This window comes from Ectothiorhodospira sp. BSL-9 (assembly GCF_001632845.1).
GTDB lineage: Bacteria > Pseudomonadota > Gammaproteobacteria > Ectothiorhodospirales > Ectothiorhodospiraceae > Ectothiorhodospira.
In genome coordinates this window covers 536,933-553,170 of the sequence record NZ_CP011994.1, presented here as the reverse complement: position 1 = coordinate 553,170, position 16,238 = coordinate 536,933, and the positions used below count along the sequence as shown (strand labels likewise).

11 protein-coding genes and 1 pseudogene are annotated in these 16,238 nt (G+C 61.4%); 5 read left to right on the top strand and 7 right to left on the bottom strand.

The window, feature by feature from the left end:
* Window positions 1-55: 55 nt before the first annotated feature.
* The 3 genes from ECTOBSL9_RS02750 to ECTOBSL9_RS16810 all read left to right on the top strand — a co-directional run bounded on the left by ECTOBSL9_RS02750 (window position 56) and on the right by ECTOBSL9_RS16810 (window position 4,416).
* A complete protein-coding gene (locus tag ECTOBSL9_RS02750) occupies window positions 56-3,619 on the top strand; it encodes a pilus assembly protein (RefSeq protein WP_063463774.1) in 3,564 nt (1,187 codons plus the stop codon).
* Window positions 3,620-3,690: 71 nt separating this feature from the next.
* Entirely contained in the window at window positions 3,691-4,074 is a 384-nt protein-coding gene (locus tag ECTOBSL9_RS02745; protein WP_063463773.1) for a type IV pilin protein, read from the top strand.
* Window positions 4,075-4,107: 33 nt separating this feature from the next.
* On the top strand, window positions 4,108-4,416 hold the full coding sequence (locus tag ECTOBSL9_RS16810; protein WP_156500021.1) for a hypothetical protein: 309 nt from the start codon (window positions 4,108-4,110) through the stop codon (window positions 4,414-4,416).
* Window positions 4,417-4,682: 266 nt separating this feature from the next.
* Here the strand turns inward: ECTOBSL9_RS16810 and ECTOBSL9_RS02740 are convergent, their stop codons facing one another.
* The 6 genes and pseudogenes from ECTOBSL9_RS02740 to ECTOBSL9_RS02715 form a co-directional block, all read right to left on the bottom strand.
* The gene (locus ECTOBSL9_RS02740) at window positions 4,683-6,698 is read right to left on the bottom strand and encodes a hypothetical protein (protein WP_156500020.1); all 2,016 of its coding nucleotides are present in this window, start codon (window positions 6,696-6,698) and stop codon (window positions 4,683-4,685) included.
* 88 nt (window positions 6,699-6,786) lie between these two features.
* Entirely contained in the window at window positions 6,787-8,910 is a 2,124-nt protein-coding gene (pilQ, locus tag ECTOBSL9_RS02735; RefSeq protein ID WP_063463771.1) for a type IV pilus secretin PilQ, read from the bottom strand.
* A 19-nt stretch (window positions 8,911-8,929) separates the two neighbouring features.
* Window positions 8,930-9,402, bottom strand: a pseudogene (locus tag ECTOBSL9_RS02730) (pilus assembly protein PilP).
* Window positions 9,403-9,487: 85 nt separating this feature from the next.
* Entirely contained in the window at window positions 9,488-10,099 is a 612-nt protein-coding gene (locus ECTOBSL9_RS02725; protein WP_063463770.1) for a type 4a pilus biogenesis protein PilO, read from the bottom strand.
* Window positions 10,096-10,668, bottom strand: coding sequence for a PilN domain-containing protein (locus ECTOBSL9_RS02720; protein WP_063463769.1), 573 nt, complete (start codon window positions 10,666-10,668; stop codon window positions 10,096-10,098). The genes ECTOBSL9_RS02725 and ECTOBSL9_RS02720 overlap by 4 nt, the downstream gene beginning before the upstream one ends.
* Window positions 10,668-11,729, bottom strand: coding sequence for a pilus assembly protein PilM (locus tag ECTOBSL9_RS02715; protein ID WP_063463768.1), 1,062 nt, complete (start codon window positions 11,727-11,729; stop codon window positions 10,668-10,670). The genes ECTOBSL9_RS02720 and ECTOBSL9_RS02715 overlap by 1 nt, the downstream gene beginning before the upstream one ends.
* Window positions 11,730-11,915: 186 nt before the next feature.
* On the opposite strand from ECTOBSL9_RS02715, the gene ECTOBSL9_RS02710 reads away from it, so the two are divergent.
* Together ECTOBSL9_RS02710 and ECTOBSL9_RS02705 are read left to right on the top strand one after the other, a co-directional pair.
* Window positions 11,916-14,360, top strand: coding sequence for a penicillin-binding protein 1A (locus tag ECTOBSL9_RS02710; protein ID WP_063463767.1), 2,445 nt, complete (start codon window positions 11,916-11,918; stop codon window positions 14,358-14,360).
* A gap of 94 nt (window positions 14,361-14,454) precedes the next feature.
* On the top strand, window positions 14,455-15,051 hold the full coding sequence (locus ECTOBSL9_RS02705) for a hypothetical protein (RefSeq protein WP_063463766.1): 597 nt from the start codon (window positions 14,455-14,457) through the stop codon (window positions 15,049-15,051).
* A gap of 77 nt (window positions 15,052-15,128) precedes the next feature.
* Here ECTOBSL9_RS02705 and hemE read toward each other — a convergent pair whose 3' ends face one another.
* Window positions 15,129-16,193 (bottom strand): uroporphyrinogen decarboxylase, encoded by a 1,065-nt coding sequence (gene hemE, locus ECTOBSL9_RS02700; RefSeq protein ID WP_063463765.1) that lies wholly within the window; start codon window positions 16,191-16,193, stop codon window positions 15,129-15,131.
* Window positions 16,194-16,238 lie beyond the last annotated feature (45 nt).

Genomic DNA, 16,238 nt, shown 5'->3' with positions numbered 1-16,238 from the left:
GCATCTGGGGGCGTCACCCAGCCAACAATGCCCGTGATTTCGTAAGGAGTCTGTCATGAAACTCCCGGACCCGTCATATCGCACGCTGAGACACAGGCTATTGGCCGCATGGCTGGGCTTCAGTCTGGTGATTTTCTCCGCCACACCAGTGATGGCCAGCGTCAATATTGCCAACAGTCCGCTATTCGTCACCACCAGCGTGGAACCCAATATCCTCTTCGTCATCGACGACTCCGGTTCGATGATGTGGGAGACGATACCGGATGAGTTTACCTATAAATTTTTCAATGGAGGCATCAATTCATTGATGAAATGGGTGTTTCCGAGGATCAACAACCTGCATGGTGGCGGTGACTATCACAACACGCCGCGCACAGTACGATTCACGGGTAATCTGGCTGCCCAAGCGCGTTCCCATCAGATCAATCCCATGTATTACAACCCTGCCGTCACCTACAGGCCCTGGGTGAATGCAGATGGTTCGGAAATGGCTGCTGCACCTCGTGAAGCAGCACCCAACCGACCCTTGTTCGATGGATACGGCACACGCAATCTGACCGTCGACAACAGTTGGACCGGCCGGTGGTGGAATGACAATGGAACCATAACCAATGAAACGGTTACTTTTTTCCCCGCGACTTACTACTACTTGGTCGATGATACAAACCCCGAACTGGAAAGCAGCTACCAGCGTACTGAAATACGCCCGGACAACGCCCCGTTCACCGGAGAGGGGCGGGAAGATCGTTCGGACTGCGCAGCGGGTACCTGCACCTACGAGGAGGAAATCCAGAACTTTGCCAACTGGTACACCTACCATCGCAATCGCATTTTTGCTTCCCGTGCCGGTATCGGCCGGGCCTTCAGCGAATTTGATGGGGGCATGCGTGTTGGCTACGGGTCCATCAACCACAACCGTACCTCTACTTCCAATCTGGATGGGGTGGCTGGGCGTACCGTGATCCGGGGTGTTCGAAACTTCACCGGTAGCCAAAAGGATGATTTCTTCCACGAACTGTATCATCGCGCCATCCCCACCGAAGGCACGCCGCTTCGCAGGGCGCTGGAGGGGGCTGGGGAATACTTTTCGCGCACTGACAGCCGCGGTCCATGGAGCAGCACGCCGGGTGCACAGGGCGGTGCTGACTTGGCATGCCGGCAGAGCTTCACCATCCTGATGACCGATGGGTATACCACTGGTAACCATGCCAGTTTGGGGTATGGGGCTGCCGGTTCGGCGCGACGCGCCAATACCGATGGCAGCACATCGGGCAACACCACCAACACCAATCCCGACGGAGCCGACTATACCTACAACCCTGAAGACCCGTTTCAGGATAACCATTCCCACAACCTGGCCGATGTGGCCATGTATTACTGGAAGCGCGATTTAAGACCTGACCTTGAAAACCGGGTGCCCACGTCGGTCCGTAACGAGGCGTTCTGGCAACATATGGTGACCTACGGTGTGGGGCTGGGTGTTCAGGGTACCATTGACCCGGAACACGCCTTTGCGGCTCTCAGACAGTATCAAGAATACAAGTACAACAATCCCGACGGTACTCAACCAGCACCTCAACCAATCAACTGGCCCGATCCTCAGTGGAACTATCTCAATTGCGGTGATAGCCCCAATGCCTCGGCCTGTGGTCCACGGATTGACGACCTGCTCCATGCCGCCGTCAATAGTCGCGGGGGTTTCTTCAGCGTGGATAACGCGGAAGACTTTGCCGAGGAACTGGCCCAGGTGCTGGAGGATATCGTAGGTCGTGTGGAGGAGTCTGCCACCTCGGCGGCGGCGAGCTCTGCAGTGCTACAGGAAGATACGCTGCTGTACAACACCGGTTTCCGGTCAGGTGATTGGTCCGGCAGCCTGGAGGCACGGTATATTCAGGAGGATGGCACACCGGCCAGCATCCCATTCTGGGATGCAGAGGAGCAACTTCGTGCCCCCGGTCGTCCGGCAACGCGGAATATCGTGACCACGAACGGCGCCGGCTCGGCGTTTGGCTTCAGCTTCGCCAATCTCACGTCTACCCAGCAAGCAGCCCTCAACCGATCTCCCGTGGGTGTAGATGGCCTGGGCTCCGAGCGTGTGGCCTGGTTGCGTGGAGAGGATGATGCCCACGACTCGTTCAGGAGTCGGTCTGCCTCCGGGAGTGCGCGTCTGCTAGGGGATATAGTTAACTCCAATCCACAGTTTGTGGGCGAGCGGTATGAAGGGTTTGCCAGACTGTTGGGCGCGCCGTCCTATCGCGATCGAGATCGCATCATCTATCTGGGGGCCAACGACGGCATGCTGCATGCGTTCAATGCCGACGACGGCGAAGAGGTTTTCGCCTTCATCCCCGGAGAGTTGCTCAACCCGGAACCCGGCAACGCATTCGCACCCTTATCGCGCCTGATGGATCCGGATTACAGTCATCGGTATTTCGTGGACGGCACACCCGTTATCGAAGAAGCACAGATCGGGGGGCAATGGCGCTCGGTGCTGGTTGGCACCATGGGTGCTGGTGGTCGCACGGTCTTCGCGCTGGATGTGACGGACCCCAGCAGCTTTGGCGCGGGTAAGGTGCTTTGGGAGTTTAGCGATGATGATCTGGGTTTCAATGTCGGTAAACCACAAGTGACCAGGCTTGCTGATGGCACTTGGGCGGCGATTTTTGGCAATGGCTACAATAGCAGCGGTCATAAGGCCGTGCTATTCGTGGTGGACCTGGCCGATGGCAGCCTGATTGCGAAGATGGATACCGGTGAGGGCAGTAGCGGCAGTCCTAATGGGCTTGCCGCACCGCGATGGACTGACTGGCCTGATCAGGACGTCAATGCGTCCTATGTGTATGCCGGGGATCTACTGGGCAACCTGTGGCGGTTCGATATTTCCGACGACGACTCTAGCAAGTGGTCTGTCGGAAAACTGTTCACAGCAAGGGATAGTGGCAATACCCCTCAACCCATCACATCGGCACCTGCTATTGCTGTTGCCGAAAATGGGGACGATTTGATCGTTGCCTTCGGAACCGGCAGCTACTTTCGCCAAGAAGATGGCGGTAGCATCGGGAATCAGGTGCAAACGCTTTATGGCATCGTTGATTCCGGATCCAACGTCTCTGGTCGGAGCCAGTTGAGGCAGCAGGTTATCGAAGAACAGGGTGGCTACACTTTGGATGGGCAGTCCTACACGCTTCGCAAGCTCTCTGACTATACGCTGGCCAATAACCACCGGGGTTGGTACATCGACCTGAACATGGTGACAGGAGAGCGCGTCATCAGTGGGCCTACCTTCCCTCGCACGGTGCAGCAAACCCGCATACGCTTCACCACCATGATTCCTGACGATGACCCCTGCGGCACGGGTCGGAGAGGATTCCTGATGGATATTGACCTATTTTCTGGGGGGCGTTATCTCGACCCCGTATTCGTTGACGAGGATGGTGAGGACCTGTTTGAGGGGCACGACTGGATGCCCAGTGGTGTGGAATTCAGTACGGGTGAAACAACCACCACGATACTCGACGGAGCTACGGAGTTGGTTTATTCCGGTGATCCGGAAGAAAAACCGTTAAGAGGACCCGCAGACGATCTGCCAGGCCGGCAATCCTGGCAGCAACTTCGTTGAGTCCGGCAAGAGGCAGGGAAGCCCTTGGTCCTGGCGAAGGTTATGGCAGAAACCAATAGGAACAGCATTCGATGCAAAAAGTTAGAGACGCAAAAGGGTTCACCCTGATCGAGGTAATGATCGTGGTGGTGATTATCGGTATTCTTGCCAGCATTGCTTATCCAGCCTATACACGCTATGTGGAACGCGCGCAGGTATCCGACGGCAAGTCTGCCCTGCTCATGCTGGCGCAACAAATGGAGCGATGCTATACCGCTCAATTGAGCTATGACGGCTGTCCCAACCTTCCGGGTGAGTCACCCGAGGGTTTCTACACACTGGCCATTAACGCCGATGCAAGCACTTATACGTTGACGGCGACGGGCCAAAAAGGGCGTGTGACATCAGGTAGTTGCAGCACGCTGACGATCAATCATCAAGGTGAGCGAACCCCTTCCGGTGATGCATGTTGGTAGCGGGTCCTGACTCACCTATTCGCGAGTAAGACCATGAGAGTTGCAACAGCCTTTAGCAGCAGAATTCGGGTAGGGATCGTGTCGGCAGTTTTGGCCACCTTATGGAGCTTGCCAAGTGGTGCCGCAGTTCCGATAGAACGCGAGATTTCCGGCACGCTGGATGCCTGGGACGCGCGTCATCATTACGTGATTGTGGATGGGCGGCGCTACGTCACGATGGAAAGTGTGCTCACTCCCAGCAGTGATAGGGGAGAGACGGCCGGACTGGTTGGAAGCCAAGTCACGCTGCAGTTTGTGGGGGAAGAGGTGTACAGCATAGTGCCTCGTGAGAATGGATCGTGAGGCCGGGGTTTTTACTCGCCATTGGCCCCGCCCGTGTTGCCCAGCCCTGTTAGCTGTCTCGCCACTAATCCCACCTTAGCTTTTCCCATCACCGACGCGCGTGTGTATTGAGTGGAATATTCACTGACCACCACGCTTGCTCGGCGCTCCCGTCTTACTGCACCTTTTCCGCTAACTCATCTCTACATCGAGGCTTGCCCTCGACCATTCACGTGAGGGGGAACCTCGGTTCACCCTCACGTGTTGGTCACCCAAACACTCTTGCCTTATTCGAAATACACGTTATATGGGGAGTGAGGCAGGTTGTCATCCTCTTCTTCTCTAGGTAGGAAGAAGGTGCGAGAGCTCTGGATCTCGGTACTTTGGACCTGGGCCGTCGCGATGATTTCCGCTTCGATGACGTTCGCACGATCTTTCAGATAGGTTAGGTTGAAGGTCGCGAGGCCGTTTTCATCCGTGGTGACCGTTGCGGGAACCGATCCGGCGGCAGTGGACTCCGGGAGCAACTTGCAGCCTGCGTTGAAGGCTTCAGTGGAGTTCTGGATTGTATCGCCGGGCTCACTACCAGTGGATGGTTCACATTTTTGCCGAATCGGCGCCAAGCCGTTTTCGATGTTGTTCCGAGGGGGGTTCGACCACCGGTCTCCCAGGTCGCGGGTCACGTTTCGGTTGACGTCTTCATTTGGGATAACGTCAACGGGAATCAGACCGCCATCAATACTCCGGAACCCCGTACGATAGCGCACTGGCCACACCCGCAGAGAGATGGTGACGTTGCTCAGCGCCCCGCCATTCACATCGGTAGCGATGACAGAGATCGGAAGTTGATACGCCGTATCATCATTGGTGGTACCAATCACGTTGGCCAGACCGATGCTGATGGAGCCCGGTTTGTCCGTGATCGTCACTTGAGCCTCATCGCACAAGTTGATGGAGGCAATGCACGCCCTCACGGAAACGCCACCTGCCGACGACGGAGTTCCACCGGCGACGAATCGTGTGCTGGTGGTGCCTTCCTCTCCGGTGAAGGAGGCCGGTGCTGAGAGGGAAGCCCCCAAGCTGTCACCCACGATGGTGAAGCTCACGAGCTCATTAGGAATGGGGAGGTTGTTGCCATCGCCAGAGCCTTCGCGGGTCAGGGTGGCAGTGAGTGTGGCGTGATTGTCGTCACCGACGCTCAGGGTTGCGGGAGTGGCTTGCAGGGAGATGTTCGTTTTCTCGGCGTCCAGAGCAGAATCATCAAACACAAGGAAGCTGGTGGTATCACGCTCGTTGCTGCCGGCCTTGGTGGCGGACAGGGTAACCCGGCCTGTCTGAAATTCGCTGAGTACAACGCCATTTTCTGCCTGGCCTGCCGTCAGGGTGGTGGTGGATTGCCCGTTGGCAAACCTGCCCGACGTGGTAGCCAGCAAGACGTTGCCGCTAAAGTCCGGTGTCTCCACGCGCGCAGTCACTGACTCCCCGAGCCTCACCAGGGTGTCTGAATCGGGTTCCAGGAAACGGATCCCGGAAAATACGCCTTCCACCGGGATATCGCGGGTTAGGCCCAGCCCGGAAAGACGGATCAGACCCTCGCCGGGTTCGGAGATCCGAATAGTGAATTCGGCCTTTCCATCGCCGTCGGTGGTTACCGATGTAGGACAACCGGGTCTGCTGGTGATCTGATTGTTTTCGATCACTTCAACGAAATCAGGGGCCTCAATGCAGATGGGCTGGTTATTGGCCGGGTTAGTACCGGAGAGGGCGGTGACCACAATGGTCTCCGTCTCGTCCTGGTTGATGGAGACGCTCGTGGGGTTGGTTTCAATGGTAGGGCCCACGAACGTGAAGCCCAATGTGCTGCTGAGGTCGCGCCCATCCACAGTGGCGGTCACGATGGCGTTACCTGCGCGAATGGTCTGACCGCTACCCAGTCGGGCCGTCAGTTCCCCCGACTGGTTGGTTTCGGATCCATCCACAATCAGGTTGTAGCCATCAGACCCATCGGAGCCGTCCGGCTCGACACTCAGGGTGACGGGTACGCCACCGAGGCCTCTATTACCCCTGTCCTTAACGAGAACCTCAATGTTGGCCACATCCGAGCCATCGGCATTGACTTCGATCTTGTCGGCGAATGCCTGGATGCTGTGGGCCTCTGCCACGGCTACCGGGTCATCGCCCGGGTCGGTCGTGTCGCCATTGGAGGTGAAGCCATTGTCATCACCGCCGCATCCGGCGATGGTCAGTAAGGACGCAAGCAAAGCGGCTGAACACGTTGCCTGGAATAATGAAAGTCGTTTCATTTGATGTATCCCTTCCAAAAGGGGGATGTCTTATGCCTTTGCAAATACTGTTCGATCAGTGACCGGGGAATTGCCGTGTCGAATTGCATCAGTTCATCACCGCCTCTTCCACAATCTTCGGCGTCACAAACACCAGCAGTTCCGCCTTGGTTTCCGTGTGGGAGCGTTGTCTGAACAGGGCCCCGATGATGGGCAGGTCGCCCAGGAACGGGGTCTTGATGAGCTGCTCCAGGGTGCTGATCTCGTAGATGCCGCCGAGCACCACGGTTTCGCCATTGCGCACGAACACCTGGGTTTCCACTTCGCGGGTCTCGATGGAGGGCGTGCCGAGCACCTCTCGGGCGCCTGGGTTGTCGCGGTTCACCTTGATGTTCAGGATGATGTTGCCGTTGGGCGTGATCTGTGGGGTGACTTCCGTGGAGAGCACGGCGTCCACAAACTGCACGCTGGTGGCGCCGGATGCGGTGGCCTCCTGGTAGGGGATGCTCTCGCCCTGCTTGATGATGGCGGTCTGGCCGTTGGCGGTGATCACGCGCGGGGTCGAGATGATTTCACCCCGGCCTTCCACCTGCAGGGCGGTGAGTTCCAGGTCGAGCAGCACGTCGGGCCGCAGGATCGACACGCCGATGCTGCCAGCCCCGGTAGAAGTGATGGGGAGGTTGACGTTCAGGCGGTCGGTGAGGGTGGGGATGGTGCCTGCGCGGGCATCGGCAGCACCGGAGAGGTTGCCGCTCACACCTGTTTGGGTGCGCCCTGTCGTGTCACGACCGGTTACACCGAAGCGCACGCCCAGGTCCCGGGCGAAGTCATCCGTGGCGACCACGATGCGGGTTTCGATCAGTACCTGCTGCACGGGCACATCGAGGCTGGTGATCAGGCCGCGGATCTCCTGCAACTTGGCGGCGGTGTCCTGTACCAGCAGGGTGTTGGTGCGTGAGTCCACCTTGAGGCTGCCCCGCTCGGAGAGGAAGCTGATCCCATCACTGCGGATGATGTTGGCCACATCCTCAGCCCGTGCGTAGTTCACCTGGATGAACTCGGCCCGTAGCGGTGCCAGTTCGGCGGTTTGGCGCTGGGCTTCCATCTGCTGGCGTTCGCGGGCGGCGATCTCGTCTGCCGGGGCCACATACAGCACATTACCGCTCTCGCGCATGTCCAGGCCGCGGGTTTGCAGGATGATGTCCAGGGCCTGGTCCCAGGGCACGTTGCGCAGGCGCAGGGTGATGTTGCCGCCCACGGTGTCGCTCACTACCACGTTCAGGTCGGTGAAGTCGGCAATGAGCTGCAGCACGGAGCGCACTTCGATGTCCTGGAAGTTCAGCGACAGGCGCTCACCGGTGTACTGGAAGCGCTCCCGCTCCAGGGCTTCGCGCTCTTCGCGGGAGAGGGGTTTGACCTCCAGGGTGAACTCGCTGTCGGTCTGGTAGGACATGGCGTCGTATTCACCATGGGCAGCCACGGTGATGCGTACCCGGTCGCTCTCGCCCACGGCGTCGATGGTTTGCACCGGGGTGGCGAAGTCGGTCACGTCCAGGCGGCGTTCCAGTTCCTCGGGCAGGGCGGTGCGGGCGAAACTCAGTTCGATACGGCCATCGCGCTGACGTACATCCACAGGGGTGCGGGGGTCGGTAAGGCGGATGATCACCCGGCCTTCACCTTCGGGGCCGCGGCGGAAGTCCACGTTGGCGATTTCCCGGTCACTGGGGGGCGCGGCGCGGCGCTGTTCGGCGCTGAGCGGCCTGGGTTGGGAGGGGGCGGCGGCCTGGGTAGCGGCGGGGGTGAGGGTGACCACCAGGTTGTTGCCGTCCACCCGGGTGTCGTAACCCATCATGCGTACCAGGTTGAAGACCACGCGGGTGCGGTCCCGGGCCTCGACGGTGTTCACCGACTGGGTGAGGCCCACGTTGATCTCCTGGCGGCGTTCCGGCAGGGCGGAGCGGGTGTTGGGGAAGTCCAGGGCCAGACGGGCCGGGTTGTCGATGGTGAAGCTCTCGGGGGCCGGCGGCGGTTCGGAGAAGCGCATGATCACCTGCAGGCGGTCGCCGGGCAGGGCGTTGTAGATGATCTCCTCCAGCGCGCGGTCGGGGCTGGCGGCGGCCGCGTGCCCCCACAGGATGAGCAGGCACAGGGCCAGGAAGGCCGTGATGCGCCGGTGGAGAGTCCCGGCGCCGGATATCCGGGGCATGGAGCGTCGCTGGGTCGCCAGTGTCATGGGGTGTGTCCTCGTTACCTTATTCTGTGAGCGCGACGGAGCTTTCCCGCTCCTGGTAGCCGCCGAAGCCGTCGGGCACGATCTCGGTGATTGCGATGCGCGTGTCCGTGATCTGGTCGATGCGTCCGTGATTCTGGCCCATGTAGTTGCCTTCACGCACGCGCTGGATGTTGCGTTCCGGGGTGCGGATCAGGGCCCATTGCACGTTGTCCTGCTCCATGGTGCCCACCATGCGCAGGCTGTCCAGGGGGTACTGTTCCAGGAATTCCGGGGGGCGGTCGGGGTCGATGGTGACATCGCTTTCCGGGCCCACGTCCTCGGTTACCCGGACGGCGATCACGGAGCGGTCGAAGGGATCACGCTCGTGGCCCGGGTAGATGAAGGTTTCCTGGGGGGGATTTCCGGGATGGGTTCGATCTCGCCGCCGGGGCGCTGTTTGGTGCGCTCCACGTAGCGTTCCAGGTCGGAGATGTCGCCGCCGCAGCCGGCCATCAACAGGGCGGTTGCCAGGGCAGCAAGCAGCCAGCCCGGGCGAAGGCGCCTGGCCCGGGGGTGGTCGGGCGTGCGGTGTGCGGGATCAGTTATCGACATCATCCAGGTACCGGTAGGTCTTGGCGGTGGCTTCCATGGTCAGCCGTGAGGTGTCTCCATCCGGGCGCAGCGTGATGTCGTGGATGGTCACGATCCGGGGCAGGGCCGCGACGCCGCTGGTGAACTCGGCCACCTGTTCATAATCGCCCTTCATGCGCAGCCGGATGGGTTTCTCGGCGTAAAAGCCACGGCGGCGTTCGTTCTCGGGACGGAACAGGTCGATCTCCAGGCCGGCGGAGAGGCCGGTCTGGGAGACGTCCACCAGGAGGTTGGGGATCTCGGTGCGGCTGGGCAGCTGCCGCAGCATGGTGCCGAAGCTGCGTTGCATCTCCTCCAGCTGCGCCCGGTAATCGTCCAGCAGGGCGGCGCGGCGCTGGCGGGTCTCGAACTGTTGTCGCAGCTGGCTCTCCTGCGCCTGGACGCGTTCCAGTCGCTCCAGCTGGTTTTTGGTGTCGAACCAGTAGCCCAGGCCCAGGATGGCGGCGGCCACGATCACCAGCAGGAATACGCGCACCGCCAGGGGCGCGGTGCCTACGGTTTTCAGGTCGACATTGTTGAGTTCGTTGAGGTCCTTGAGATCCAGGCTGCCCAGTTTCATTGCGAGGCCTCCTCGTCATTGTCCGGGCCGGGGTCGCGCTGGCTCACGGTGAGGCGGAAGTCGCTCAGGCGTACACCGTTCTGTTCACGGGTTTCGATGACCTGGAGCACGGGGTCGTTGAACCAGGGGGAGCCTTCCAGGTTGCGCATGAAGGCGGATACCCGGGCGTTGGATTCGGCCCGGCCGGTGATTTCCAGGGCCATGTCGCGCTGGGTGATGCCGGTGAGGTAAATGCCCTGGGGCAGGGTGTTCACCAGTTCGTCGAACAGGCGCACGGCCAGGGGGCGGCTGGCCTGGAGTTCCTGGATGATTTCCATGCGGTCCACCAGGGCCTGACGGGTGGATTCCAGTTCCTGAATCTCGCGGATCTGTCGGTCCAGGATGCGAATCTCGTTTTGCAGGAAGTTGTTGCGCTGTTCCTGGGCCTGGATCTGACCGTTGATGGCCACGTGGGTGACAAAGACGATGATCAGGCAACCCAGGGCCACCAGGGCGGCGATGACGGTGAATTCCTTTTGCTGCTCGCTGCGCCGTTGCTCGCGCCAGGGGAGTAGGTTGATGTGGGACATCAGTCGAAGCTCCTCAAGGCGAGCCCGGCGGCGATCATGAGGGCGGGGGCGTCGTTGCCCAGGCGTTGCGGGTTGATGCGGGTGTGCAGCGCCATGCGTCCGAAGGGGTTGGCAATGCTGGTGGGGGTGTTCACCCGGCCTTCGATGACTTCGTCCACCCCGGGGATGGCGGCACAGCCACCGGCCAGCAGGATGTGCGAGACCCGATCATGGGGGCTGGCGGCGAAGAAGAACTGCAGGAAGCGGTTCACCTGCTGGGCCATGGTTTCCTTGAAGGGTTCCAGGACCTCGGGTACGTAGTTGTCGGGCAGGCCGCCTTCCTTCTTGGCCTGGCCGGCCTCTTCGTAGGAGAGGCCGTAGCGGCGCATGATCTCTTCGGTGAGTTGCTTGCCGCCGAAGGACTGCTCACGGGTGTAGATGAGCCTGTCATTGAGGAAGATGTTGATGGATGTCATGGTGGCGCCCACATCCACCACGGCCACGGGGAGTTCGGTGTCCAGGTCGGGGATCTGCTCGGTGACCAGCGGGTAGCTGTGCTCGATGGCGTAGGCTTCCACGTCCATCACCTTGGGGGTGAGGCCACCGATCTCGGCGGCAGTGACACGCATGTCCACGTTTTCGCTGCGGGAGGCGGAGAGCAGCACCTCGACGGTTTCGGGGTTCTTGGGGGTGGGGCCGATGACCTCGAAATCCAGGTTCACTTCTTCCAGGGCGTAGGGGATGTACTGGTCGGCCTCGATCTGGATCTGGCCTTCCATCTCATCCGGCTTGAGGTTGGCCGGCATGTTGATGGTTTTGGTGATCACGGCGGATGACGGCACGGCCAGCGCGCAAAGGCGCGTCTTGCTGCCGGTTCGCTTGTAGGCCTTGCGGATGGCTTCGCCTACGGCTTCCACTTCCTGTATGTTCTTTTCCACCACCGCGCTGCCGGGGAGTGGTTCCACGGCGTAGGCTTCCACCCGGAGCTTGCCGGGCGAGCCCGCCAGTTCCACCAGTTTCACGGAGGTGGAGCTGATGTCGATGCCTATCAGCGCGGGGGTTTTGCGGCCGAGTCCTAACACGGTAACCCCTTATCTCATTGCGGCTCGAGGGTTGGATAGCTTATATTTTTTCATAAATACTAGTCCCAACTCCCGGTAATTACTACCGTAGTCTTCTGCAAAACGCGACCCCCTTCGGTAAGTGCCCGAGGGGCGGTGGTTTTAGGCGGATGACCTGCCGTCCGATGCCAATGACGGACCTTTTTCATGAAATTTTTCCTTGTATCCCTGCGCGTTTTTCTCTCCGCTGCCCTGGCTGCGCTCACCCTGGGCGTGTTCGTGGTGGCGGGGGCGTATCTTTATGTGGCACCCCAGATGCCGGAGGTGGATAGCCTGCGGGATGTGCAGTTGCAGGTGCCGCTGCGGGTGTTCACCCGTGATGGCGAGCTGATGGCCGAGTACGGCGAGCAGCGCCGCGAGCCGGTGGCGGTGGATGAGGTGCCGGAGCTCATGCGTCTGGCCTTTCTGGCCGCTGAGGATGAGCGCTTTGAGGAGCACCCGGGGGTGGATGTGGTCGGCCTGACCCGGGCTGCCGTGAACCTGATCTCCACCCGGGAGAAAACCCAGGGTGGCAGCACCATCACCATGCAGGTGGCGCGCAACTTTTTCCTTGATAGGGACAAGACTTACACGCGCAAGATCACGGAGATCTTCGTGGCCATGCGCATCGAGCGGGAGCTTTCCAAGGATGAGATCCTGGAGCTTTATCTGAACAAGATCTTCATGGGGCAGCGGGCTTATGGTGTGGGCGCTGCCGCGCAGATCTATTACGGCAAGACGCTGGATGAGCTCACGCTGCCGCAGATCGCCATGATCGCGGGCCTGCCCCAGGCGCCTTCGGCGGCCAATCCCGTGACCAATCCGCGTCGTGCCATGGCTCGGCGCAATTATGTGCTGGGGCGCATGCATGATCTGGGCTATATCTCCACCGAGGACTTCCAGGTGGCCCGGGAGGCGCCCATCACTGCCCGGTTGCATTCGGCGGTGGTGGAGGTGAGCGCGGGGCACGTGGCCGAGATGGTGCGCATGGAGATGGTGGCCCGGTACGGGGAGTCGGCCTATGAGGACGGTTATCGGGTGTACACCACCCTGGATCGGGACATGCAGGAGGAGGCCATCCGGGCGCTGCGGATGGGCTTGCTGACCTATGATCGGCGCCATGGTTATCGGGGGCCTGAGGCCGAGGTGGATCTGGATGACTACCCGGATGAGGCTGCCCGGGACCGCCTGCTGGCCGGCTATCCTCGTGCCGGGGGTGGGCTCTGGGCTGGTTTGGTCACCCAGGTGAGCAGCGACAGCGCCACGGTGTACATGGGGCAGGGTGAGGAGATCGAGCTGAACCTGGCGGCCATGGAGTGGGCGCGGCCCTATATCGATGCCTCGCGGGTGGGCAATGCGCCGCAGCGGGTGTCGCAGGTGGTGAGCCCGGGGCATGTGATCCGGGTGATGCGGGGCGAAGGCGGCGAGGGCTGGTCGCTGGCCCAGGTGCCGGCGGTGGAGGGGGCCATTGTGGCCCTGGACCCGGAAGATGGGGCGGTGCGTGCCCTGGTGGGTGGTTACGACTTTTTCCGCAGCAACTTCAATCGGGCGGTGCGGGCCGAGCGTCAGCCGGGGTCGGCCTTCAAGCCGTTCATCTATTCGGCGGGTCTGGCCCATGGGCATTCGCCGGCCTCGGTGTTTAATGATGCGCCGGTGGTGGTGGCTGACATTTCCCTGGATGGGGACTGGCGCCCACGGAATTACTCAGGGCGGTTCTATGGCCCCACGCGCTTGCGGGAGGCCCTGGCCCACTCCCGTAACCTGGTGTCCGTCCGGTTGCTGGACGAGGTGGGGGTGGAGCCTACGCTGGATTTCCTGGGGCATTTCGGGTTTGAGCGCTCGCGGCATCCGTCGGGGTTATCCCTGGCCCTGGGCAGTGGTTCGGTGACGCCGCTGGAGCTGACCCGGGGCTTTGCGGTGTTTGCCAATGGCGGGTATCGGGTGGACCCGTGGTTCCTGGATCGTATCGAGGATCCCTATGGTGAGGTGGTGTTCCGCACGGTGCCGCGCCGGGTGTGCCCGCCGCCTTGCCAGGTGCCGGCGCATCCGGATGGGGATCTGGTGGCGGTGGAGGGGGCGGCCCTGGATGGGTCGGCCTCCGGAACGCCCGAGTTCGTGCCGGCCGAGCGTACGCTGTCGGCCACCAATGCCTATCAGATGGTGAGCATGCTGCAGGATGTGATCACCAGCGGCACGGGTCGCCGGGCCACGGCCCTGGGTCGGGATGATCTGGCGGGCAAGACGGGCACGACGAATGATCTGCGGGATGCCTGGTTCAGTGGCTTCAACGGCGATCTGGTCACGTCGGTGTGGGTGGGGTTTGATGACTATTCCTCCCTGGGGCGTCGGGAGACGGGGGCTTCTGCGGCCCTGCCGGTGTGGGTGGATTTCATGGGCAAGGCCCTGGAGGGGCGCCCGGAGCGGTTGCCGGAGGAGCCTCGGGGCATGGTCACGGTGCGTATTGATGCGGACACCGGGAAGCGGGTTGACCATCGCACGCAGCGGGCGATCTTTGAAACCTTCACCCAGGATCAGTTGCCTCATCTTGGGGTGGAGGAGCGTTCGGGCTCCACGCCAAGGCGGGATGATATGACGCCGGATCAGATTTTTTGAGCGGAAAAGGGGACCGGAAAAGGGGACAGACACCTTTTTCGCCTTTGGCGGAAAAGGTGTCTGTCCCCTTTTCCGGACTCCAGGAGGCCCGACGATGTCCATCAACGATATCCGTGTACGGCAGATGATCGCCGAAGAGGCTGCGCGCATCATCCTGGATGAGGGCGTGGTGGATTACCGTCTGGCCAAGCGCAAGGCGGCCGACCGTCTGGGCGCCGGGCAAACCCGCAATCTGCCCCGTAACACCGAGATCGAGGAGGCGGTGTTCGAGCGTCAGCGGTTGTTTGAGGATGATGAGTCCCGGCAGCGGCTCACGCACCTGCGGCGGATGGCCGTGCAGGCCATGCAGTTGCTGGAGCCTTTCAATCCGCGCCTGGTGGGGCCGGTGCTGGCGGGGATTGTGAACGGGCGCGACGAACTCACGCTGCATGTGTTTGCCGACAGCGTGGAGGAGGTGATCTTTTATCTACAGGATAGAGGGGTCACCTGGCGAAGTGACGAGCGTCGGCTGCGGGGTGCGCAGGGGCATGTGTTCTACCCGTGCATCGAGTTTGGTGCCGAGGGGGTGGATGTGGATGCGGTGGTGTTCCCCGTGGACGGCATTCGTCAGCCGCCACCGAGCCCGGTGGATGGGCGCCCCATGCGGCGGGCTGGGGTGAGGGAGGTGGAGCGGTTGTTGGGTGAAGCCTGATGAGGACGCGGCTTAATGGGGACGGATTAAAATCCGTCCCCATTAAGCCAAAAATCCGTCCCCGCCACGATAATTATTTAGTCGTGGTACTTCCGACCTTCCTCATGCACCGTTTCCACCATGGCGGCAACGTGCTCGGGGTTGATCTTGGGATGGATGCCGTGGCCCAGGTTGAACACGTGGCCACTGCCCTTGCCGAAACCAGCCAGGATCTTCTTGGTTTCTTCCCGAACCTTGTCGGGGGAGGCGTACAGCACGGACGGGTCCATGTTGCCCTGCAGGGCCACGCGGTCGCCGACGCGCTGGCGGGCTTCGCTGATTTCCACTGTCCAGTCCAGGCCCAGGGCGTCGCAGCCGGTGTCGGCCATGTCTTCCAGCCATTGAGCACCGCCCTTGGTGAACAGCACCACGGGCACGCGGCGGCCGTCGGCTTCACGGGTGAGGCCGTTGACGATGCGCTGCATGTACTGCAGGGAGAACTTGCGGTAGTTCTCGGGGCTGAGGGCGCCGCCCCAGGTGTCGAAGACCATCACGGCCTGGGCGCCAGCGGCGATCTGGGCGTTCAGGTATTCAATGACGGTATCGGCCAGCACGCCCAGCAGGTGGTGCAGGGTGTCCGGGTCGTCGAACAGCATGCCCTTGAGGAGGGCGAAGTCCTTGGAGGAGCTGCCTTCCACCATGTAGGTGGCCAGGGTCCAGGGGCTGCCGGAGAAGCCGATGAGCGGCACGCGGCCGTCCAGTTCCTTGCGGATCAGGCGCACGGCGTCCATCACATAGCGCAGCTTGTCTTCCGGGTCGGGCACGCCCAGGGCGCGGATGGCCTTGGCGTCCTGCACCGGCCGCTCGAAGCGCGGGCCTTCGCCTTCGGCGAAGTACAGGCCCAGGCCCATGGCGTCGGGGATGGTGAGGATGTCGGAGAACAGGATGGCGGCATCCAGCGGGAAGCGATCCAGCGGCTGCATGGTCACTTCGCAGGCCAGCTCCGGGTTTTGGCACAGGTCCATGAAGCTACCGGCGCGGGCGCGGGTTTCGCGGTATTCCGGCAGGTAGCGGCCCGCCTGGCGCATGATCCAGATGGGGGTGGTGTCCACCGGCTGGCGCATCAGGGCCCGGAGGAAGCGGTCGTTTTTCAGTTGGCTCATGAGTTCTCAATGCAGTGGGGTTAAACCTCCGATTATACGAAGGGT

Excerpts from the sequence above, each read along its gene's own strand:
- hemE (WP_063463765.1), bottom strand. The coding sequence starts at position 16,193 with ATGAGCCAACTGAAAAACGACCGCTTCCTCCGGGCCCTGATGCGCCAG.
- ECTOBSL9_RS16810 (WP_156500021.1), top strand. The coding sequence starts at position 4,108 with ATGAGAGTTGCAACAGCCTTTAGCAGCAGAATTCGGGTAGGGATCGTG.
- ECTOBSL9_RS02705 (WP_063463766.1), top strand. The coding sequence starts at position 14,455 with ATGTCCATCAACGATATCCGTGTACGGCAGATGATCGCCGAAGAGGCT.
- pilQ (WP_063463771.1), bottom strand. The coding sequence starts at position 8,910 with ATGACACTGGCGACCCAGCGACGCTCCATGCCCCGGATATCCGGCGCC.
- ECTOBSL9_RS02740 (WP_156500020.1), bottom strand. The coding sequence starts at position 6,698 with ATGAAACGACTTTCATTATTCCAGGCAACGTGTTCAGCCGCTTTGCTT.
- ECTOBSL9_RS02710 (WP_063463767.1), top strand. The coding sequence starts at position 11,916 with ATGAAATTTTTCCTTGTATCCCTGCGCGTTTTTCTCTCCGCTGCCCTG.
- ECTOBSL9_RS02725 (WP_063463770.1), bottom strand. The coding sequence starts at position 10,099 with ATGAAACTGGGCAGCCTGGATCTCAAGGACCTCAACGAACTCAACAAT.
- ECTOBSL9_RS02745 (WP_063463773.1), top strand. The coding sequence starts at position 3,691 with ATGCAAAAAGTTAGAGACGCAAAAGGGTTCACCCTGATCGAGGTAATG.
- ECTOBSL9_RS02750 (WP_063463774.1), top strand. The coding sequence starts at position 56 with ATGAAACTCCCGGACCCGTCATATCGCACGCTGAGACACAGGCTATTG.
- ECTOBSL9_RS02720 (WP_063463769.1), bottom strand. The coding sequence starts at position 10,668 with ATGTCCCACATCAACCTACTCCCCTGGCGCGAGCAACGGCGCAGCGAG.